Origin of the sequence: Agarivorans gilvus (assembly GCF_001420915.1) — a bacterium.
GTDB lineage: Bacteria > Pseudomonadota > Gammaproteobacteria > Enterobacterales > Celerinatantimonadaceae > Agarivorans > Agarivorans gilvus.
This window is the reverse complement of the sequence record NZ_CP013021.1, coordinates 1,071,034-1,085,487: the sequence shown is the minus strand read 5'-3', so window position 1 is coordinate 1,085,487 and position 14,454 is coordinate 1,071,034. Positions and strand designations below refer to the sequence as shown.

Below are 14,454 nucleotides of genomic sequence, written 5' to 3'. Positions count from 1 at the left end.
ATGCGCTATATCGATATTTTTAATGGTGATGCCGACGGCATTTTATCCTTACTGCAATTACGTTTAGCCCAGCCACGCGAAAGCCTGCTAGTCACTGGAGTGAAGCGCGATAATCAATTAATGAACAACTTGGAGTATCAAGCTGAAGACTGTATTACCGTGCTAGATATCTCCATGCTAAAAAATATCTCCGGCTTGCAGCGAGCCTTAGAGTGCGGCGCAAGTGTTGAATATTTCGACCATCATCAAGCCGGTGATATCCCACAACATGCGAATTTACAGGCAACCATCGATACTGCGCCCGACGTGTGTACTGCTTTATTAGTAGACCAGCATCTAGAGGGGCGCTATCACCATTGGGCGATAGCCGCTGCTTATGGGGATAATCTTGTTAAAACAGCTGATGCCTTAGCTAATGAAGCAAGACTGTCGATAGGGCGTAGAAATGCATTGAAAGAACTAGGCATATTGATTAACTACAATGGATATGGAACGAATGTATCAGATTTACATTTTGAGCCTACTATTCTTTTTAAAAAGTTGCTTTGTTACAAATCTCCGTTTGAGGTTATTGAAGACCTAAATTCCCCATACCATGAACTTAAAATAGCTTACAAAAACGATTTGACCTTAGCTCGTGGAATAACACCTTATTATGAGTCGTCTTCGGTCAAAGTTGTAGTTTTGCCCAATTTGCCTTGGGCTAGGCGTATAAGTGGTGTTTTTGGTAATCAGCTAGCTAATGAAGCACCTTCTCAAGCACAATTAGTGTTAACTATAAGTACAGATACTGAAGCTTCAGTTAGCCTCCGTGCGCCAGTTCTATCTCCTGTAGGTGCTGTCGATATTTGCTCAACTTATAAAACAGGAGGGGGCGAGCAGGAGCGGCAGGAATAAACGTGCTGAGCTTAGAACAGTTGCCTAAACTAGTGCAAGAAGTAGAAAATAGATACAAACTCTGAGACTGTTGATTGTTTTTTTAGGCTGTGCGATGTGGTCTATTAAAGCTCATATCTTCGCTTATATTTCAATAAAAGAGCTATTATTGAGCAGTTTGTACCCCCAAAAAATAAGCTAGAAAGTTTTATGGCGTATGCTATAATTCGCGCCTAATTATCCAGTCTTAGGGGTATTTTGTGATCGCAATACGACCATTGAGCAAAACTATCCTAGTTCTGCTTTTTTTTATGCCTGTCTCTATTGCTCATAGTTCTATCTATGGGGGGATTAGCGCCTTATATACAAATGCCGAATATTCTCACTCTAGTACTTCAGACTCAGTCCAAGGCCATCCTATTATACTGCAAGGACAAGTCGGGTTTTTTTTTAACGATTATGTTGCAGTCGAAGGTCGATATGGCACCTCTATTAAACGTTCTGGTGGATTAATAGCGGAAGATTTATTCTCTGCTTTTGTTAAGGGTAACCTCCCGATAACGAATCAGGTGGCGCTATATGCTTTAACCGGGTATTCATCGGCTAAGCTTGACCAGCAACAAGCAGGCAGTTCCAGTGAAGGCGGTATTAGCTTTGGCCTTGGTGCACATTATGCGTTCGGTAAGCAGACCGCTGTCACAATTGAATATGTCAACTACTTTAGTGACGATACCGCTAAACTTGGCGGTTTTAATTTGTCTTATCAATATCGGTTTTAGCTATTTCTATTGAAAATACTTAAGCTTTCTACTCTCTCAAATAGAAACATAATATTGGAATAATTGGCGAAATGAAGCTCAAATTACTTTATACGGTTAGAACGTTAGCCTTTGTTACCTTAACATTTATAGGCAGCCTTTCATCGCAAGCAGCTCCTGATATTTCACCAGAACAAATGCAAATGTTGCAAAAACTGCCACCTGAACAACAGAAAGCTTTGGCGATTGAATATGGGATATCTTTAAACCAGATAGACCAAAGCGAAATAAGTGGAACCTTTCCAGAGGCCGTATTACCTGAAAAAAGAAACCAACAGACAGTTCTATCTAGTGACTACTTGGAGTTGCGAAAGCAACTCGAATTGCAAAAACTTGAAGACGAAAAAGCTAAAGAAGATGAATTAAAAAGGTTTGGCTTAGGTGTATTCTCTACCAAGCCGAATACTTTCGCTCCGATAAGTAATTTGCCTGTTACTAGTGATTATATACTCGGTCCTGGAGACACCATTTTAGTTCAGTTGTTCGGTAAGGAGAATCAAAGTTTACAGTTTAAAGTCAACAGACAGGGCACCATTCTATTCCCTGAATTAGGGCCTATTAGTGTTGCTGGTCAGTCGTTCTTGAGTGTAAAGAATGCCATTACGGAAAGAATCGCAGAACAAAAAATCGGAGTCAGAGCTGCAGTTTCAATGGGCGAACTTAGAAGCATTGAAGTTTTTGTGTCAGGAGATTCATATCAACCTGGGAAGTACCTTGTTAGTTCTTTGGCAACAATTACACATGCTCTCTACGCTAGTGGCGGTGTTAGTGAATCGGGAAGTCTACGAGACATTCGTTTATTAAGAAATGGGAAAATCGTTAAGCACTTGGATCTTTATGATCTGCTGATTTTTGGAAATAGTGCCAATGATGTGCGCTTACAAGCGGGTGATGTTGTATTTGTTTCTCCTTTGGGGCAACAGCTAAAGTTGAAGGGGAAGTTGTTCGGCCTGCTATTTATGAAATTAAAGGCAACGAGACAATCAGCAACCTGATATTTTATGCTGGAGGTACTTCAGATAAAGCTTATTTAGGATCAGTTAATTTAGAGCGATATACTAAGGAAGGCTTTATTTCGTTGACGACACTTGATCTTTCAGATAGTAAAAGCTCCGCTCAGCCGATTAATAATGGCGACTCAATTGTAATCAACCCTATTTTAAAGAGTGATTTACGGTTTGTTAGCGTAAAGGGAAATGTTGCTCGTCCCGGGAAGTATCAGTGGCGAGAAGGTTTAAGAGTTTCCGATATTTTCCCATCTGTAAAAGGAAGGTTAAATAAGTCATCTGATTTAGATTATTCGATTATTGTTAGAACTTTCAATGATAGAAATGATATTTCCGTAGTGCAGTTTGACTTAGGTAACGCAATTTTAAAACCACACTCTATCGATAATGTCGAACTTCAGCCACAAGATGAAATTTTAGTATTCACCCGATATAATTTAGAAGCATTTACAAAAGATTTCGCTATTAAAGAAACACAAGATGAACTGCTTACAATATTAGATGCTGGTCAGCGTGCAAAGTTAGAACGGGTTGAGTTAAGTGATAGCGAACAGGTTAAAGAAAAAGACCCAGAAATTGATTTTGAAAAAGCGAGTCTTATGACTGGCTTAACACAAGAAGAGATCGAATTAGCGCTTGCTTCTACTAGAAAAAAACTACTTACACCTTTACTGATGCTCCTTCAAGAACAATCAGCAATAGGGAAACGAGTTCAGACTGCTGAAGTTTTAGGCGAGGTTAGATTTCCTGGCATATACCCCATAACCGACAGAGAAACAGTGAAGGATTTAATTATCGCTGCGGGGGATTAAACGACGCGGCTTATTTGTTGCACAGTGAACTGATTCGTACCAATGTGTCTAACTATAACGCTGAAACAGAGATGTTGCGCATTGATTTAGCTAAGGCGATGGATAACTCTTCGTCGCAGAATATCCAGATAGCGCCTATGGATAGGTTGAATATACTGGCAATACCTAATATTCGTAAGCAGCGCACTGTGAGCTTACAAGGTGAAGTGAAATTTCCCGGTACCTATGTATTAGAGCGAGGCGAAACTCTTGGTGATTTGTTAAAAAGAGCTGGAGGCTTAAGTACTTATGCCCACATTGATGGAGCTGTCTTCACTCGAGAGGCGCTCAGACTCAGAGAACAAGAGCAGATAGACTCTTATGCAGAAAGTATTCGGCAGGAAGTGGCCAAAAAAAGTTTACGTAAAAGTGGGAGTAATTTTGGCTCCTCTGCTAGTGAGCAACTTGAGTTAATTGAGCAAATGAGTGGTAGCGTTGCTTTGGGTAGAATGGTTATTGATCTTCCTGCAATTTTAGATGGTGACATCAGTAAAGATTTCATTTTGGAGGATCAAGATCTTCTTTTTGTTCCTCAATTCCGAAACTCGATAACGATAATGGGAGAAGTTCAGTTAGCGACTTCTTACTTGTTAGATAAAGGGCTAAGTTATAAAGATTATATCAATCAGGCGGGTGGTATTAAGAAGCAAGCCGATGAGGATCGAATTTTTATTGTTAGAGCAAATGGTTCGGTATATAAACCTGAGTCAGGTTTTTGGTTTGGGAACAAAAAAAATCCATTAGAACCAGGGGATACGATCATCGTTCCTGTAGACAGTGATTATCGCGATGCTCTTTCTACTTGGGGAGCTGTGACTCAAATTATGTATCAAATTGGTGTTGCTGCCAATGCGTTTAAGTAATGGTTGGTAATAGTTAAATTATGACGAATATATCCATAGATACGGACGCAACAATTTATCAACAAAAACAAATCATTAATAATGAAGATGTATTTGATTTATCGTTAATCGTTGAGAAGTTATGGGCTGGAAAAATTGTAATTTTGTTAACCGCACTTGCCTTTAGTTTGGCGGCAACATTCTATGCAATTAAGTTACCTAATGTATACCGGTCAAGCGTGTTATTAGCTCCCACAGAAAACGCAAGTGATAACCTCGGTGGAATGGCATCACAGTTGGGTGGGTTAGCTTCATTTGCAGGTTTAAATCTCAATGGTTCAAATGCAATAGACAAGACCACGCTTTCTTTAGAAGTTCTACGTTCAAGGTTGTTTATATCTAGCTTCGTTGAGAAGCATAGTCTAAAAGCAGATATAATGGCTCCTCTCCTGTGGGATTTCGATAATGGCGAGTTAATCTACAATGCAGAGCTATACGATGAAAAAAATGGTGTCTGGGTAAGAAAGGTCGATTTTCCGTTAAAGGCTGAACCTAGTAATCAAGAAATACACGAAGTATTTCTTAAAAATATGCTGGAAGTATCTAAAAATAAAGACACTGGCTTAATTACACTATCTATTTCGCATATTTCGCCCATTATCGCTCAGCTTATTGTATCTGAGTTAGTGGTTGATATTAACTCTACGATGAAATCAAGAACCATTGAAGAAACTCAAAATAATATTAATTATTTGCAGACGCAACTTGATAAAACAGCTGTCTCGCAAATGCAAAATGTTTTTTATCAACTTATTGAAGAGCAAACGAAAACGATGATGTTAGCAGAGGCTAATGATAGTTATGTTTTTAGTGTTGTTGACCCAGCCGTTATTCCTGAAATAAAGTCCAGCCCTAATCGAGCATTAATCTGTATATTGGGCGCAATATTAGGCATCGTTTTAGGAATTGTGCTTATTTTGTTACATGGCGTATTTAGCTACCTTAAATCGTTATCGAAAGAGGGCAATTGATGTCAACTTTTTGTGTGTCAATGCTTGTTGCATTTTTAGGTAGTTATGCCTCAATTAAGTTACTTAAACCCTTTGCAGTTAAATTACAATTAGTTGATGTGCCTAATGAGCGTAAAGTTCATGTCGGAGCTGTTCCTTTAATCGGAGGGATATCTGTTTATATAGGTTTTATACTGTCTCTCCAAGTTATGAATTATGCAAATCAGTTTTCGTTACATTACTTTGTGTTGGCTTCTGCTGGCATATTGTTGGTTGGAATTGCTGATGATAAATGTGATCTTAGTGTTAGAGTAAGGATGTTCTGCCAACTTATGGCCGCAAGTGTGATGATGTTTGCAAGTGGTCAAAAAATCGATTCCTTAGGAAATATATTATTATTTGGTGATATTCATTTATATTGGTTTGCTACGCCTTTTACTTATTTGGCAATAGTTGGTGCTATCAATGCATTTAATATGGTCGATGGTATTGATGGACTAATTGGTGGCTTAACCTTTTCTTCTATGTTTTCCTTAGCGGTGTTGTTTTATGCGAATGGTGATACGGCCCATACTTGGGTTGCTTTAGCCTTGCTAATGTCTTTAATTCCTTATCTTCTATTTAATTTGGCTCGAGCAGATAACCCTAAGCGAACCAAAATATTTATGGGAGACGCTGGGTCGATGTTTATTGGCTTAACAGTAGTCTGGTTACTTGCAATCGGCAGTCAAGGCGAGAATAAGGCCTTTCAGCCGGTGACAGCGTTGTGGGTGATAGCTATACCGTTAATGGATATGTTAAGTGTTATGATTCGCAGAATTCGTAAAGGTACATCTCCGTTTAAAGCTGGTCGAGATCATTTACATCATATCTTTATGAGAGCAAAGTTTAGCTCTCGTCAAACTCTTTCTATCATTACAGCTCTTAGTTTTGTGTTTAGTGCAATCGGTATAGGAATGGATCTGTTAAATGTACCCGAATGGTTTATGTTTATTAGTTTTATCATTCTTTTTTTAGTATATAATTTTGTATTAATTCACATCTGGCGAGTTTTAGTAGTGATTAGAGCGTTTAAACTAAAATTTTCCAAGTTTAAAAAGGAAGTCGATTTCTAATGAGTAATAAGGTTTTTTCAAAAGGTTTTACTCTAATTGAATTATTAATAGTAATAGTTATTTTGGGCTTGTTAATGTCTTTAGTTGCTCCTGCTATGTTTTCAAAAGTCGGTTCATCTAAACAAAAAACAGCATCAGCTCAAATGCAAATGCTTTCTACCTCTCTTGACACCTATCTTTTAGACACGGGCTATTACCCTGAAAAGTTAGAAGAGCTTAGGAGTTCAACAGCGCCAGGATGGGATGGTCCTTATTTACCTAGAGACATTCCACTAGACCCATGGGGAAATCATTACATTTATAGCTCACCGGGGCCGGATGGTTTACCTTATTCCCTTAAGACCTTCGGTAGAGATGGTAAAGAAGGTGGAACAGGTGAAGATGAGGATATTGTATTTCAATGAATCCATCCTCTAACTCATTGAGTTACAACTTACTAAAATATGGTGTAACAGAGGACGACTTATCAAAAGCAACTTCCTATCAAGAAAAGTTTGGGGGAAGGCTTGAGTCGATATTAGTCAATTTAGGTTCCTTGGACGAAAATTCCTTAGCGCCTATATACTCGGCTACACTTGGCCTTCCATTATTTGACGATCTTGCAGCAAATAATTACGAGGTTACATTTGCAGACCCTGTTTTGGATACAACGCTACTTTCATCTGAACGTTGGTTTTTAATAAATCTTGGTTCAGAGCAGGCTCTAGTAACTGATAATCCTCTTGCTATTGGCCCTTTGCAGCATGTAAATCAGCTGTCAAACAAATTGACTGTTTATATTGCTACCCCAAGCCAAGTAGAAGATTTGGCTAGAAATTATGAAAACTATAACGAGTCACCTAGTGTTGCCGTAGCTTTAGACAACATAGAGGAAGAGCGGCTACGTGAAATGGCGAGTGAAGCTCCAACGGTTAACTTATTTAACTCTATTATTTCCAAAGGATTGAAACTTGGAGCGTCAGATATTCATTTCGAGCCAGTTAATGATCTATATAGAGCTAGGGTAAGGGTTGATGGGGTATTGCACGAGTTAGAAAAAATTCCAAGAAGATTAAACTTACCTTTAATATCTCGTATAAAAATCCTTTCCGGCATGGATATCGCTGAGAAACGCAGGCCTCAAGATGGAAAAATTGAGCTAAAGGTTTCAGGCGTAGATTTGGACATTCGGGTCTCATCATTACCACTGAATGATGGCGAGAGTATGGTTTTAAGGTTACTTAAAAAAACCTCCATAAGCTATGAAATTGAGTCTTTGGGCGTATCTAGTGATGTCTTGAATGCTATACAAGAAGATCTGTCTAAAACTTCAGGCGTAGTACTTTTAACCGGTCCAACAGGTAGTGGTAAAACCACCACTCTGTATACGCTGTTGAATGAACTGAATGATCCGGGCGTAAAAATAATTACGCTTGAAGACCCTGTTGAGTACCAACTCGATGGTGTTAATCAAGTTCAAGTTAATTCAGATATTGGCTTTGATTTTTCTGCTGGTTTGAGAAGCATAGTTCGACAAGACCCTGATGTGATTATGCTCGGAGAAATTCGGGATAAAGAGACCTCCAGAATTGCAATGCAATCAGCTCTTACTGGTCACTTGGTATTTAGTACTGTTCACACCAACGATGCGCCAAGTGCTTTTACTAGACTGATAGACCTTGGTGTTGAAGAGTTTTTATTAAACGCCGCTATTGTATCTGTTATCGCCCAACGCTTAGCTAGAAAACTTTGTTCATGCGCGACATTAGTCGATGATGCAGAACAGTCATCATTGATCGAAAAATATAACTTACATGATATCGCCCGTCGTTTTGAATTAGCCGATATTCGTTTACGCACTCCTGTTGGCTGTGACGATTGTGGCCATACTGGCTATAAAGGAAGAATGGCAATTATCGAGTATTTAAGATGTGACCGTCATTTGGCCGCTTTGCCTAAAGATGAAACTTTTCTTGACGCCGCTCGTAGCTATAACTCTTCTAAGGGCTTTCGTACATTGTTTGAGGATGGTTTATATAAGGCTGTTCAGGGTTATACGAGTATAGAAGAAGTGATAAGGGTTGCAGGCTAAATGGCTACTTTCAAATATAAAGCTTACGACTCAGCTGGGAATTTACACCAAAGCCAACTAGATGCTAATGACACAGAACAAGCAGTAAAAGAACTAAAAGCTCTTGGTTTAAATCCTGTAAAGCTCTCAGAGCTGGACAAAAGTATTAATTTATTTGAAAAAAAACGCCTTACAGCAAATGATATTGAGTTTTTCACTGCTGAACTCTCTCTACTATTAAAAAGTGGAGTAAAGATTGACCGCGGTTTGGATATTATACGGAAAAGTAAAGGCAGCTTAGCGACCCGTAATCTTTTAGAGCAAATAAGCACGGGGTTAAAACAGGGAGAAAATCTTTCTGATTTGTTAGCTAAGTACCCTGAATACTTTGACTCGCTTTATATTAATTTGGTTCGAATGGGGGAGGCGACAGGTACTTTATCTGTAGTATTTAAAAACTTAGCTGAAGATTTAAAGTTTAAAAAAGACCTTAAAAGAAAGACACTACAAGCATTGGTATACCCGTCTGTGATTTTTAGTGTTTGCGTTTTGTGTATCTTATTTGTTTTTAATTTTATTGTCCCTCAGCTATCAACTCTATTTGACAATGTCACTAATATTCCTAGTTACACTATGGCTTTACTCGGCTTAAGTGATTTTTTCGTGAATTATCAGTTGTATTTACTGCTAGGAATTATTTTTCTGATCATGATATTGAGATATACCTTCAAACAGGCTTCGGGCCGAGTAAAATTAGATCGTATTCTTGTTTACTTACCGTTGACTTCTGGCGTTACTATATTACTAGATCGTATTCGTTTTAATGCGTCTTTGGCTATGATGACACAGTCGGGTATCTCAATAGACAAAGCTATTTTACTTGCCTTAGATAGTGTTAAGAATAGTGTTCTTAAAATGCAGCTGTTAACTGCTCAGAAGCGTATCAAAGAGGGCGGGAAGTTATCTGAGCATTTCTCAAAGTCTTTAATCTACCCAGAGTTTTATGTTTCGTTGCTTGAAGTTGCTGAAGAAAGTGGCGAAATGTCTATTGCTTTTGAAGAAATAGCTAGTCGCTCTAAAACTGATTTTGAATCTTGGACTGCAAAGCTAACCAGCTTACTAGAACCTGTTTTAATACTATTTATGGGTGGAGTCGTCGGTTCGGTAGTTGTCATCATGCTACTTAGCATTGTATCTATTAACGACTTTGGTTAGTCCGTGAAATCAATTAATAGAGGCTTTACCCTGATCGAGTTATTGATTGTGCTTACTATTGGCATGCTTGCAATGAGCTTAGTGGGGGGGATTGGGCTTAACATGATGGCCAAGGTTAACGTTCATCGAGATTGGTTGAGATTGAATAACGTGTTAAAAGAAGCCAGTTATCAATCATATTTATGCGGTTGTACCTACCAGTTTTATTTTTATCAAAATATAGTAACTCAAAGCCATGAAGAGGCGTCAAAGCAGTATTCTTTTGACAACTTAGAGTTTCCAGAGCAGGCTGTTACTTATTACTCAACCGGTATGCCAGACAAGCAAATTTTGTATATAAAGAAAGATGGAAAAGATATGTCAATTGACCTTATTGATATGTTACTTCCTAAGTCCTAAGTTCTAGTGATTTAAAGTGTGCTTTATGTATAAGTCTCCAGTAAGCAAAGGCTTCACCTTAATTGAAACTTTAGTTGCTGCACTCATAATGTTTATGGTTTTAGCTGTTAGTACACAGCTATATCACAGCTCTGTGGTTGCCAGTCAAAAGGCTACTGCTTCTCTCATTTTATCAGGCCAATTTGAAGAGGCCCGAATTCTAGTTAAAAACGAAATTTTACGTAGGCATAATTCCGATGCTATTGCGTTTAGTGGACAAATGGGAGATATAACTTACGAGGTTGAAGCTGAACTCATTGCTAGCAGTACCAGGCAAAAAGTGTTTAATCCTGAAACCGGAAATTACGATCAGCCTAAGAATATTTATAAGTTATGGGACGTGAAGTTGCTGCTGATAAATGTCAACTCTAAACGAACAATTAGATATAAAGAACTGTCTTGGCCATGAAAAACAACAAAGGCTTTAGTTTAGTCGAAATGCTAGTGGCTATGGTGCTGCTTACTGGGGTTATTTCTGTTGCCTCATTCGCCTATAGTCAGTTCAGTCGTTATTGGGAAGGCAGCGTAGGTCGGTTTTACGATGAGTTTTACGAAATAAGACAAAAAAATATTGTTCGAGATATTATTGGCTCGGTTATACCCTATGTCGCTTATAATAAAAACGAACAATCAAGGTACTATTTTGAAGGTCATGCCTCCGGTTTTGTTGGCATTAGTCGAAACTCTTTTAGTTTCCCAGGGCAGCCGGCTGTGATAAGAGTATTCAGCGAGCAGAACACAGACTTTACTTATGAACTCATATATCAAGAAAGTCCAATGTATAACTCATACTTAACCAGTACAACTGAGCAAGTTGATTTTACTTACCAAATTACTATTGATGAAGGTTTACAATCAGTAGCATTCAAATACTACGGAGTAACTGAAGAAGATGTTGGTGAGTTAGAGCAACGAAAATTAGACTGGTTTAATGACTATAATGCCCTCGTTCGAATGACCCCCCCGGAAAGAATTTCGATCACATGGACCGATAATGATATCGAAAAAGGCTGGTATTTCGAGCTTACTAAGCCCGACATCTCACTCGGGCGATTCACCAAAGGTGAGGAATAATGCTTAGAGCTCGAATCACTAAGCAGCGCGGCGTTGCTCTTATCCAAGTTTTATTAATATCTGCTTTGGTTATGATGTTGGCTTTGCAAATTAGTTTTGATACCAAATCACAGCTTAAATTAGCGACAGGATATACCCATAAAGTGAACGCTGAGGCTCAGATATACAGCGCGAAATCTGAACTGCTATATACACTGATTACCCAAAATCATTCTAAACAAATCAATGACGATGGGCTTGTTGGGAAATGGAATTTTTACAATGCCCCTTTTTTTATCGACCAAGTCGAAGTTAGGATGCAAGATGCTGCTGGATTGCACTCTATCATTGCCTCTCCTAGTTCACGTTTAGCTCAGCAGTTAGTTTATTTAGGGATGCCTGAAAGTACGGCAGAGCGTTTTTCAGCTACTTTTCTTAACTGGCAAGCCCCTGTATCGGATTGGCAATTTGGCGGTGTTACGGAGCAAGAGCTTAATGATTTAGGCATAAGTCCAAGGCACGGTCCAATGCAGTTTAGCAGTGAGTTTGAACAAATTATTAAGGCCTTACTCGCAGCCGATAACATAGATGAAAGCGACTTGATATCTCGTATAAAGTGTTGTTTCTCCATGTATTCTGCGGGTGATTTAAATTTACTTACTGCACCTGAAGCTATTTGGGGGGCGTTAGTGGGGCCAGACTACGTAGAGCGGTTATCGGCAGAAAGAGAAATGGGAAGCTTAGATAGGGCCTCGTTTATAGGTATAACAGGATGGCAAAGCCAAGAGTCCGTCGGTTTTCTTAGTAGCTCAACAGTATTGATTGAATTCAAGGCTACTAGTGGAGATATAAGCCAAAGATTAAAGCTTGATGTGACCTTGCAGCCCGAAAGTAGTAACATACCGTTTTTAATTCGAAAACGGTCTTAAATTCTGTGAAGTTTGCAGTTCCAATCATTGATGCTTTAAGCGCAATTTTAACGAGTAAAATCGGCCTGTATTCTGAAGCCTTATACAAAGCTAATGGTGGTAAAGGTCAGGCTGTCACTTGGCATAAAGCAAGCTTAGAAGCTTTTAAACCTAAAATAGTTATTTTAGGTCGTGAGCATTATCAAGAGCTTTCTAAAGAATATTCCGTTCCTTCTATAAAAGAACTCAAGGCTTTACTGAGTTACGAATCCTTAGATAAAAACAAAAATTCAGTGGTATTTAATACCATCAATCGCATAGAAGAAAGCCGTTACAAAGTGAATTTTTGGTTGGTGCCCGCTACCTTAATGGCTGAGTTGTCTAAATCTGCCTGGTGGGTGCTTCCTGAGTCGCTATTATTGGCTACAAATCAAAAGTTAGTCTCAATTACTACCTTAAGTGGTCAGCTGTATGTTGCTAGCCAAGCTGGTGGTGTTACTTCTTCCATGGACAAATTGGGTTGTACCAGTGTCGAACACTTCAAATGGATGTCATCCTTAAGTGCCAAGGTGCCCTTAGTAGACGTTACTATTGATCAATATCCAGCATTATTGCTTCAGCGAATCTATGAGAAGATCTCAATCTGGCCGCTTAACTTTCGTATTAACAAAGCTAAACAAAATGCTATTAACAAGCAAAGCGTTATTAAAGCTGCCTTAATCTCAAGTGTTTTAGCAGGGGGCTATTTAGCCGCATCAAGCCTCTACTTAGGCTATACCTATCAAAGCTTAACTAAGCAATATGCCCAGCAGTCTAGTAGCGTATCAAAATACGTTGTTATGCAACGAGAAGTGGCGGGGCTAATAAAGCAGTACGAACAAGGACAAACCCTACTTAACGATATGGATTTATCTTGGCGCGTTTGGTTGGTACTTCTGCCAATAGTCGATAGTTCAACCAGTCTAACGCAGGTTGAGTTCGAAGAAAATCAGGTCGTTATTCGCGGTTTAAGTGAAAGTGCAAGTGACGTACTATCGAAGATTTCGCTGCAACCCGGCGTTGTTAACGCAAAGTTTATTAATGCCGTTAGTCGCCAGCGTGATAAAGAGCGGTTTGCTATTTCATTTTACTTACAGGATCTTGTAGATGACGCTGCTTAATAACCGTAAACTGTTAGTCAGCATTCTTGCCGTATTAGCAGTATTGCGATTCGTCGTAGTGCCTATTATTGATTGGCAAAATACTAAAGCCTCAGAGATCGAAAGTTTAAAAAGTCGCTTGGAGAAAAGCAAAGCACTGGTTGCGCAATCAGACTATCTCCAGAGTGTTAAGCAACAAGTAGATGAACAACTTAACAATCAGCAGCAGGTTTTCTTCCATGGTGATGCAGACAGTGCATCACAGCTAAAGCAATTACAGAATGTAGAAAAGTTATTAAAGGCTCGTGAGCTTAACTTAAGAAGCTCTCGTTGGTTAGGAAAGTTAGATCATGATAGTTATACAGAGCTTCGGCTAGAGATAAATATAACGGGTGAATTGATTCATTTTATTCAATTTATTTCAGATCTAGAAACGCAGCCATTACCGCGACGTTTTGTAGAGTGGAGGGTGAATATTAAGGGAATGACAGAGACTGAAATGGGGAGATTAACTAGAGGTAGCGCCATCATTAAAATATTAGTGTCACCGACAAGGCAAAGCGGCAATACCAAGGAAGTCGATGATGTTTAATACTATTTATAAAGACCATGTTGTTGTTATCTCGGTGCTTCTAACATTAATCCTAGCCTTCCTCGACTTTAACTTGCGCTTAACTTCGCAGCAAGATATTGACACACAAGCGCAGCGTTTACTCGCGCCTGAAGCGGAAGCATTTGCCGTACTTTTGCCGAAACACTTATCAATGCTAAATGAGAAAATGGCACCGTTTATGGTAGATAAACAGCAGGCTACTGAACAGATAGACGAGCAAAACAGTACGGTAATAGAAACCGAGTCTATGAGCGCAGAGCTTCAGGCACAGCAAAATGGTCTTGTAGAGCACTTATATATTGGTGACTACCGTTACAGTCTTTTAGCTGTATTTATGCGAGATATACCATTCGCTGTATTTATAAAAACAGATACTAGAGATGGCACAACCGAAACTATAAAGTTGTCATTATCTAGCAGTATTGAAGAATACAACCTTAAATCTATCGCCGCTGACTCTGTGATGTTTACAGCCGAACAGCGCGAGATAACTATAAAGCTATTTCAATCATCATGAAA

At 39.0% G+C, this 14,454-nt stretch carries 17 protein-coding genes; all 17 read left to right on the top strand.

Annotation, left to right across the window (positions count from 1 at the left end):
* Nucleotides 1–897 carry a DHH family phosphoesterase gene (locus tag AR383_RS05110; protein ID WP_335338389.1) on the top strand — a complete coding sequence of 299 codons (897 nt, stop codon included), beginning with the start codon at nt 1–3 and terminating at the stop codon, nt 895–897.
* A 239-nt stretch (nt 898–1,136) separates the two neighbouring features.
* Nucleotides 1,137–1,655, top strand: coding sequence for an outer membrane beta-barrel protein (locus AR383_RS05105; RefSeq protein WP_157051645.1), 519 nt, complete (start codon nt 1,137–1,139; stop codon nt 1,653–1,655).
* Nucleotides 1,656–1,726: 71 nt separating this feature from the next.
* Nucleotides 1,727–2,689, top strand: coding sequence for a polysaccharide biosynthesis/export family protein (locus tag AR383_RS05100; protein WP_055732167.1), 963 nt, complete (start codon nt 1,727–1,729; stop codon nt 2,687–2,689).
* A complete protein-coding gene (locus tag AR383_RS05095; RefSeq protein ID WP_417858465.1) occupies nt 2,593–3,513 on the top strand; it encodes an SLBB domain-containing protein in 921 nt (306 codons plus the stop codon). Before AR383_RS05100 ends, AR383_RS05095 begins: the two co-directional genes overlap by 97 nt.
* Nucleotides 3,514–3,557: 44 nt before the next feature.
* Complete coding sequence (locus AR383_RS05090) at nt 3,558–4,415, top strand: SLBB domain-containing protein (RefSeq protein WP_157051644.1); 858 nt, start codon at nt 3,558–3,560, stop codon at nt 4,413–4,415.
* Nucleotides 4,416–4,435: 20 nt separating this feature from the next.
* Nucleotides 4,436–5,425 (top strand): Wzz/FepE/Etk N-terminal domain-containing protein, encoded by a 990-nt coding sequence (locus tag AR383_RS05085; protein ID WP_055732164.1) that lies wholly within the window; start codon nt 4,436–4,438, stop codon nt 5,423–5,425.
* Complete coding sequence (wecA, locus tag AR383_RS05080) at nt 5,425–6,519, top strand: UDP-N-acetylglucosamine--undecaprenyl-phosphate N-acetylglucosaminephosphotransferase (RefSeq protein ID WP_055732163.1); 1,095 nt, start codon at nt 5,425–5,427, stop codon at nt 6,517–6,519. The genes AR383_RS05085 and wecA overlap by 1 nt, the downstream gene beginning before the upstream one ends.
* Nucleotides 6,519–6,923 carry a type II secretion system major pseudopilin GspG gene (gene gspG / locus AR383_RS05075; RefSeq protein ID WP_055732162.1) on the top strand — a complete coding sequence of 135 codons (405 nt, stop codon included), beginning with the start codon at nt 6,519–6,521 and terminating at the stop codon, nt 6,921–6,923. Before wecA ends, gspG begins: the two co-directional genes overlap by 1 nt.
* Complete coding sequence (locus tag AR383_RS05070; protein WP_055732161.1) at nt 6,920–8,590, top strand: GspE/PulE family protein; 1,671 nt, start codon at nt 6,920–6,922, stop codon at nt 8,588–8,590. The genes gspG and AR383_RS05070 overlap by 4 nt, the downstream gene beginning before the upstream one ends.
* On the top strand, nt 8,591–9,784 hold the full coding sequence (locus AR383_RS05065) for a type II secretion system F family protein (protein WP_055732160.1): 1,194 nt from the start codon (nt 8,591–8,593) through the stop codon (nt 9,782–9,784). It begins immediately after the preceding gene.
* 3 nt (nt 9,785–9,787) lie between these two features.
* Nucleotides 9,788–10,183 carry a prepilin-type N-terminal cleavage/methylation domain-containing protein gene (locus AR383_RS05060; RefSeq protein WP_055732159.1) on the top strand — a complete coding sequence of 132 codons (396 nt, stop codon included), beginning with the start codon at nt 9,788–9,790 and terminating at the stop codon, nt 10,181–10,183.
* 25 nt (nt 10,184–10,208) lie between these two features.
* Nucleotides 10,209–10,631 (top strand): prepilin-type N-terminal cleavage/methylation domain-containing protein, encoded by a 423-nt coding sequence (locus tag AR383_RS05055; protein WP_055732158.1) that lies wholly within the window; start codon nt 10,209–10,211, stop codon nt 10,629–10,631.
* Nucleotides 10,628–11,296: a PulJ/GspJ family protein gene (locus tag AR383_RS05050; RefSeq protein ID WP_055732157.1), complete on the top strand. Its 669-nt coding sequence runs from the start codon at nt 10,628–10,630 to the stop codon at nt 11,294–11,296. The genes AR383_RS05055 and AR383_RS05050 overlap by 4 nt, the downstream gene beginning before the upstream one ends.
* Nucleotides 11,296–12,204: a type II secretion system minor pseudopilin gene (locus AR383_RS05045; RefSeq protein WP_055732156.1), complete on the top strand. Its 909-nt coding sequence runs from the start codon at nt 11,296–11,298 to the stop codon at nt 12,202–12,204. The genes AR383_RS05050 and AR383_RS05045 overlap by 1 nt, the downstream gene beginning before the upstream one ends.
* Before the next feature lie 5 nt (nt 12,205–12,209).
* Nucleotides 12,210–13,343 (top strand): hypothetical protein, encoded by a 1,134-nt coding sequence (locus AR383_RS05040; RefSeq protein ID WP_055732155.1) that lies wholly within the window; start codon nt 12,210–12,212, stop codon nt 13,341–13,343.
* Nucleotides 13,330–13,914 carry a GspMb/PilO family protein gene (locus tag AR383_RS05035; protein WP_055732154.1) on the top strand — a complete coding sequence of 195 codons (585 nt, stop codon included), beginning with the start codon at nt 13,330–13,332 and terminating at the stop codon, nt 13,912–13,914. Before AR383_RS05040 ends, AR383_RS05035 begins: the two co-directional genes overlap by 14 nt.
* Complete coding sequence (locus tag AR383_RS05030; RefSeq protein ID WP_157051643.1) at nt 13,904–14,452, top strand: hypothetical protein; 549 nt, start codon at nt 13,904–13,906, stop codon at nt 14,450–14,452. The genes AR383_RS05035 and AR383_RS05030 overlap by 11 nt, the downstream gene beginning before the upstream one ends.
* Nucleotides 14,453–14,454 lie beyond the last annotated feature (2 nt).

What these genes read in the sequence shown, in the direction of transcription:
- AR383_RS05110 (WP_335338389.1), top strand. Translation starts at nt 1, where the DNA reads ATGCGCTATATCGATATTTTTAATGGTGATGCCGACGGCATTTTATCC.
- AR383_RS05100 (WP_055732167.1), top strand. Translation starts at nt 1,727, where the DNA reads ATGAAGCTCAAATTACTTTATACGGTTAGAACGTTAGCCTTTGTTACC.
- AR383_RS05085 (WP_055732164.1), top strand. Translation starts at nt 4,436, where the DNA reads ATGACGAATATATCCATAGATACGGACGCAACAATTTATCAACAAAAA.
- wecA (WP_055732163.1), top strand. Translation starts at nt 5,425, where the DNA reads ATGTCAACTTTTTGTGTGTCAATGCTTGTTGCATTTTTAGGTAGTTAT.
- gspG (WP_055732162.1), top strand. Translation starts at nt 6,519, where the DNA reads ATGAGTAATAAGGTTTTTTCAAAAGGTTTTACTCTAATTGAATTATTA.
- AR383_RS05070 (WP_055732161.1), top strand. Translation starts at nt 6,920, where the DNA reads ATGAATCCATCCTCTAACTCATTGAGTTACAACTTACTAAAATATGGT.
- AR383_RS05065 (WP_055732160.1), top strand. Translation starts at nt 8,591, where the DNA reads ATGGCTACTTTCAAATATAAAGCTTACGACTCAGCTGGGAATTTACAC.
- AR383_RS05055 (WP_055732158.1), top strand. Translation starts at nt 10,209, where the DNA reads ATGTATAAGTCTCCAGTAAGCAAAGGCTTCACCTTAATTGAAACTTTA.
- AR383_RS05050 (WP_055732157.1), top strand. Translation starts at nt 10,628, where the DNA reads ATGAAAAACAACAAAGGCTTTAGTTTAGTCGAAATGCTAGTGGCTATG.
- AR383_RS05045 (WP_055732156.1), top strand. Translation starts at nt 11,296, where the DNA reads ATGCTTAGAGCTCGAATCACTAAGCAGCGCGGCGTTGCTCTTATCCAA.
- AR383_RS05035 (WP_055732154.1), top strand. Translation starts at nt 13,330, where the DNA reads ATGACGCTGCTTAATAACCGTAAACTGTTAGTCAGCATTCTTGCCGTA.
- AR383_RS05030 (WP_157051643.1), top strand. Translation starts at nt 13,904, where the DNA reads ATGATGTTTAATACTATTTATAAAGACCATGTTGTTGTTATCTCGGTG.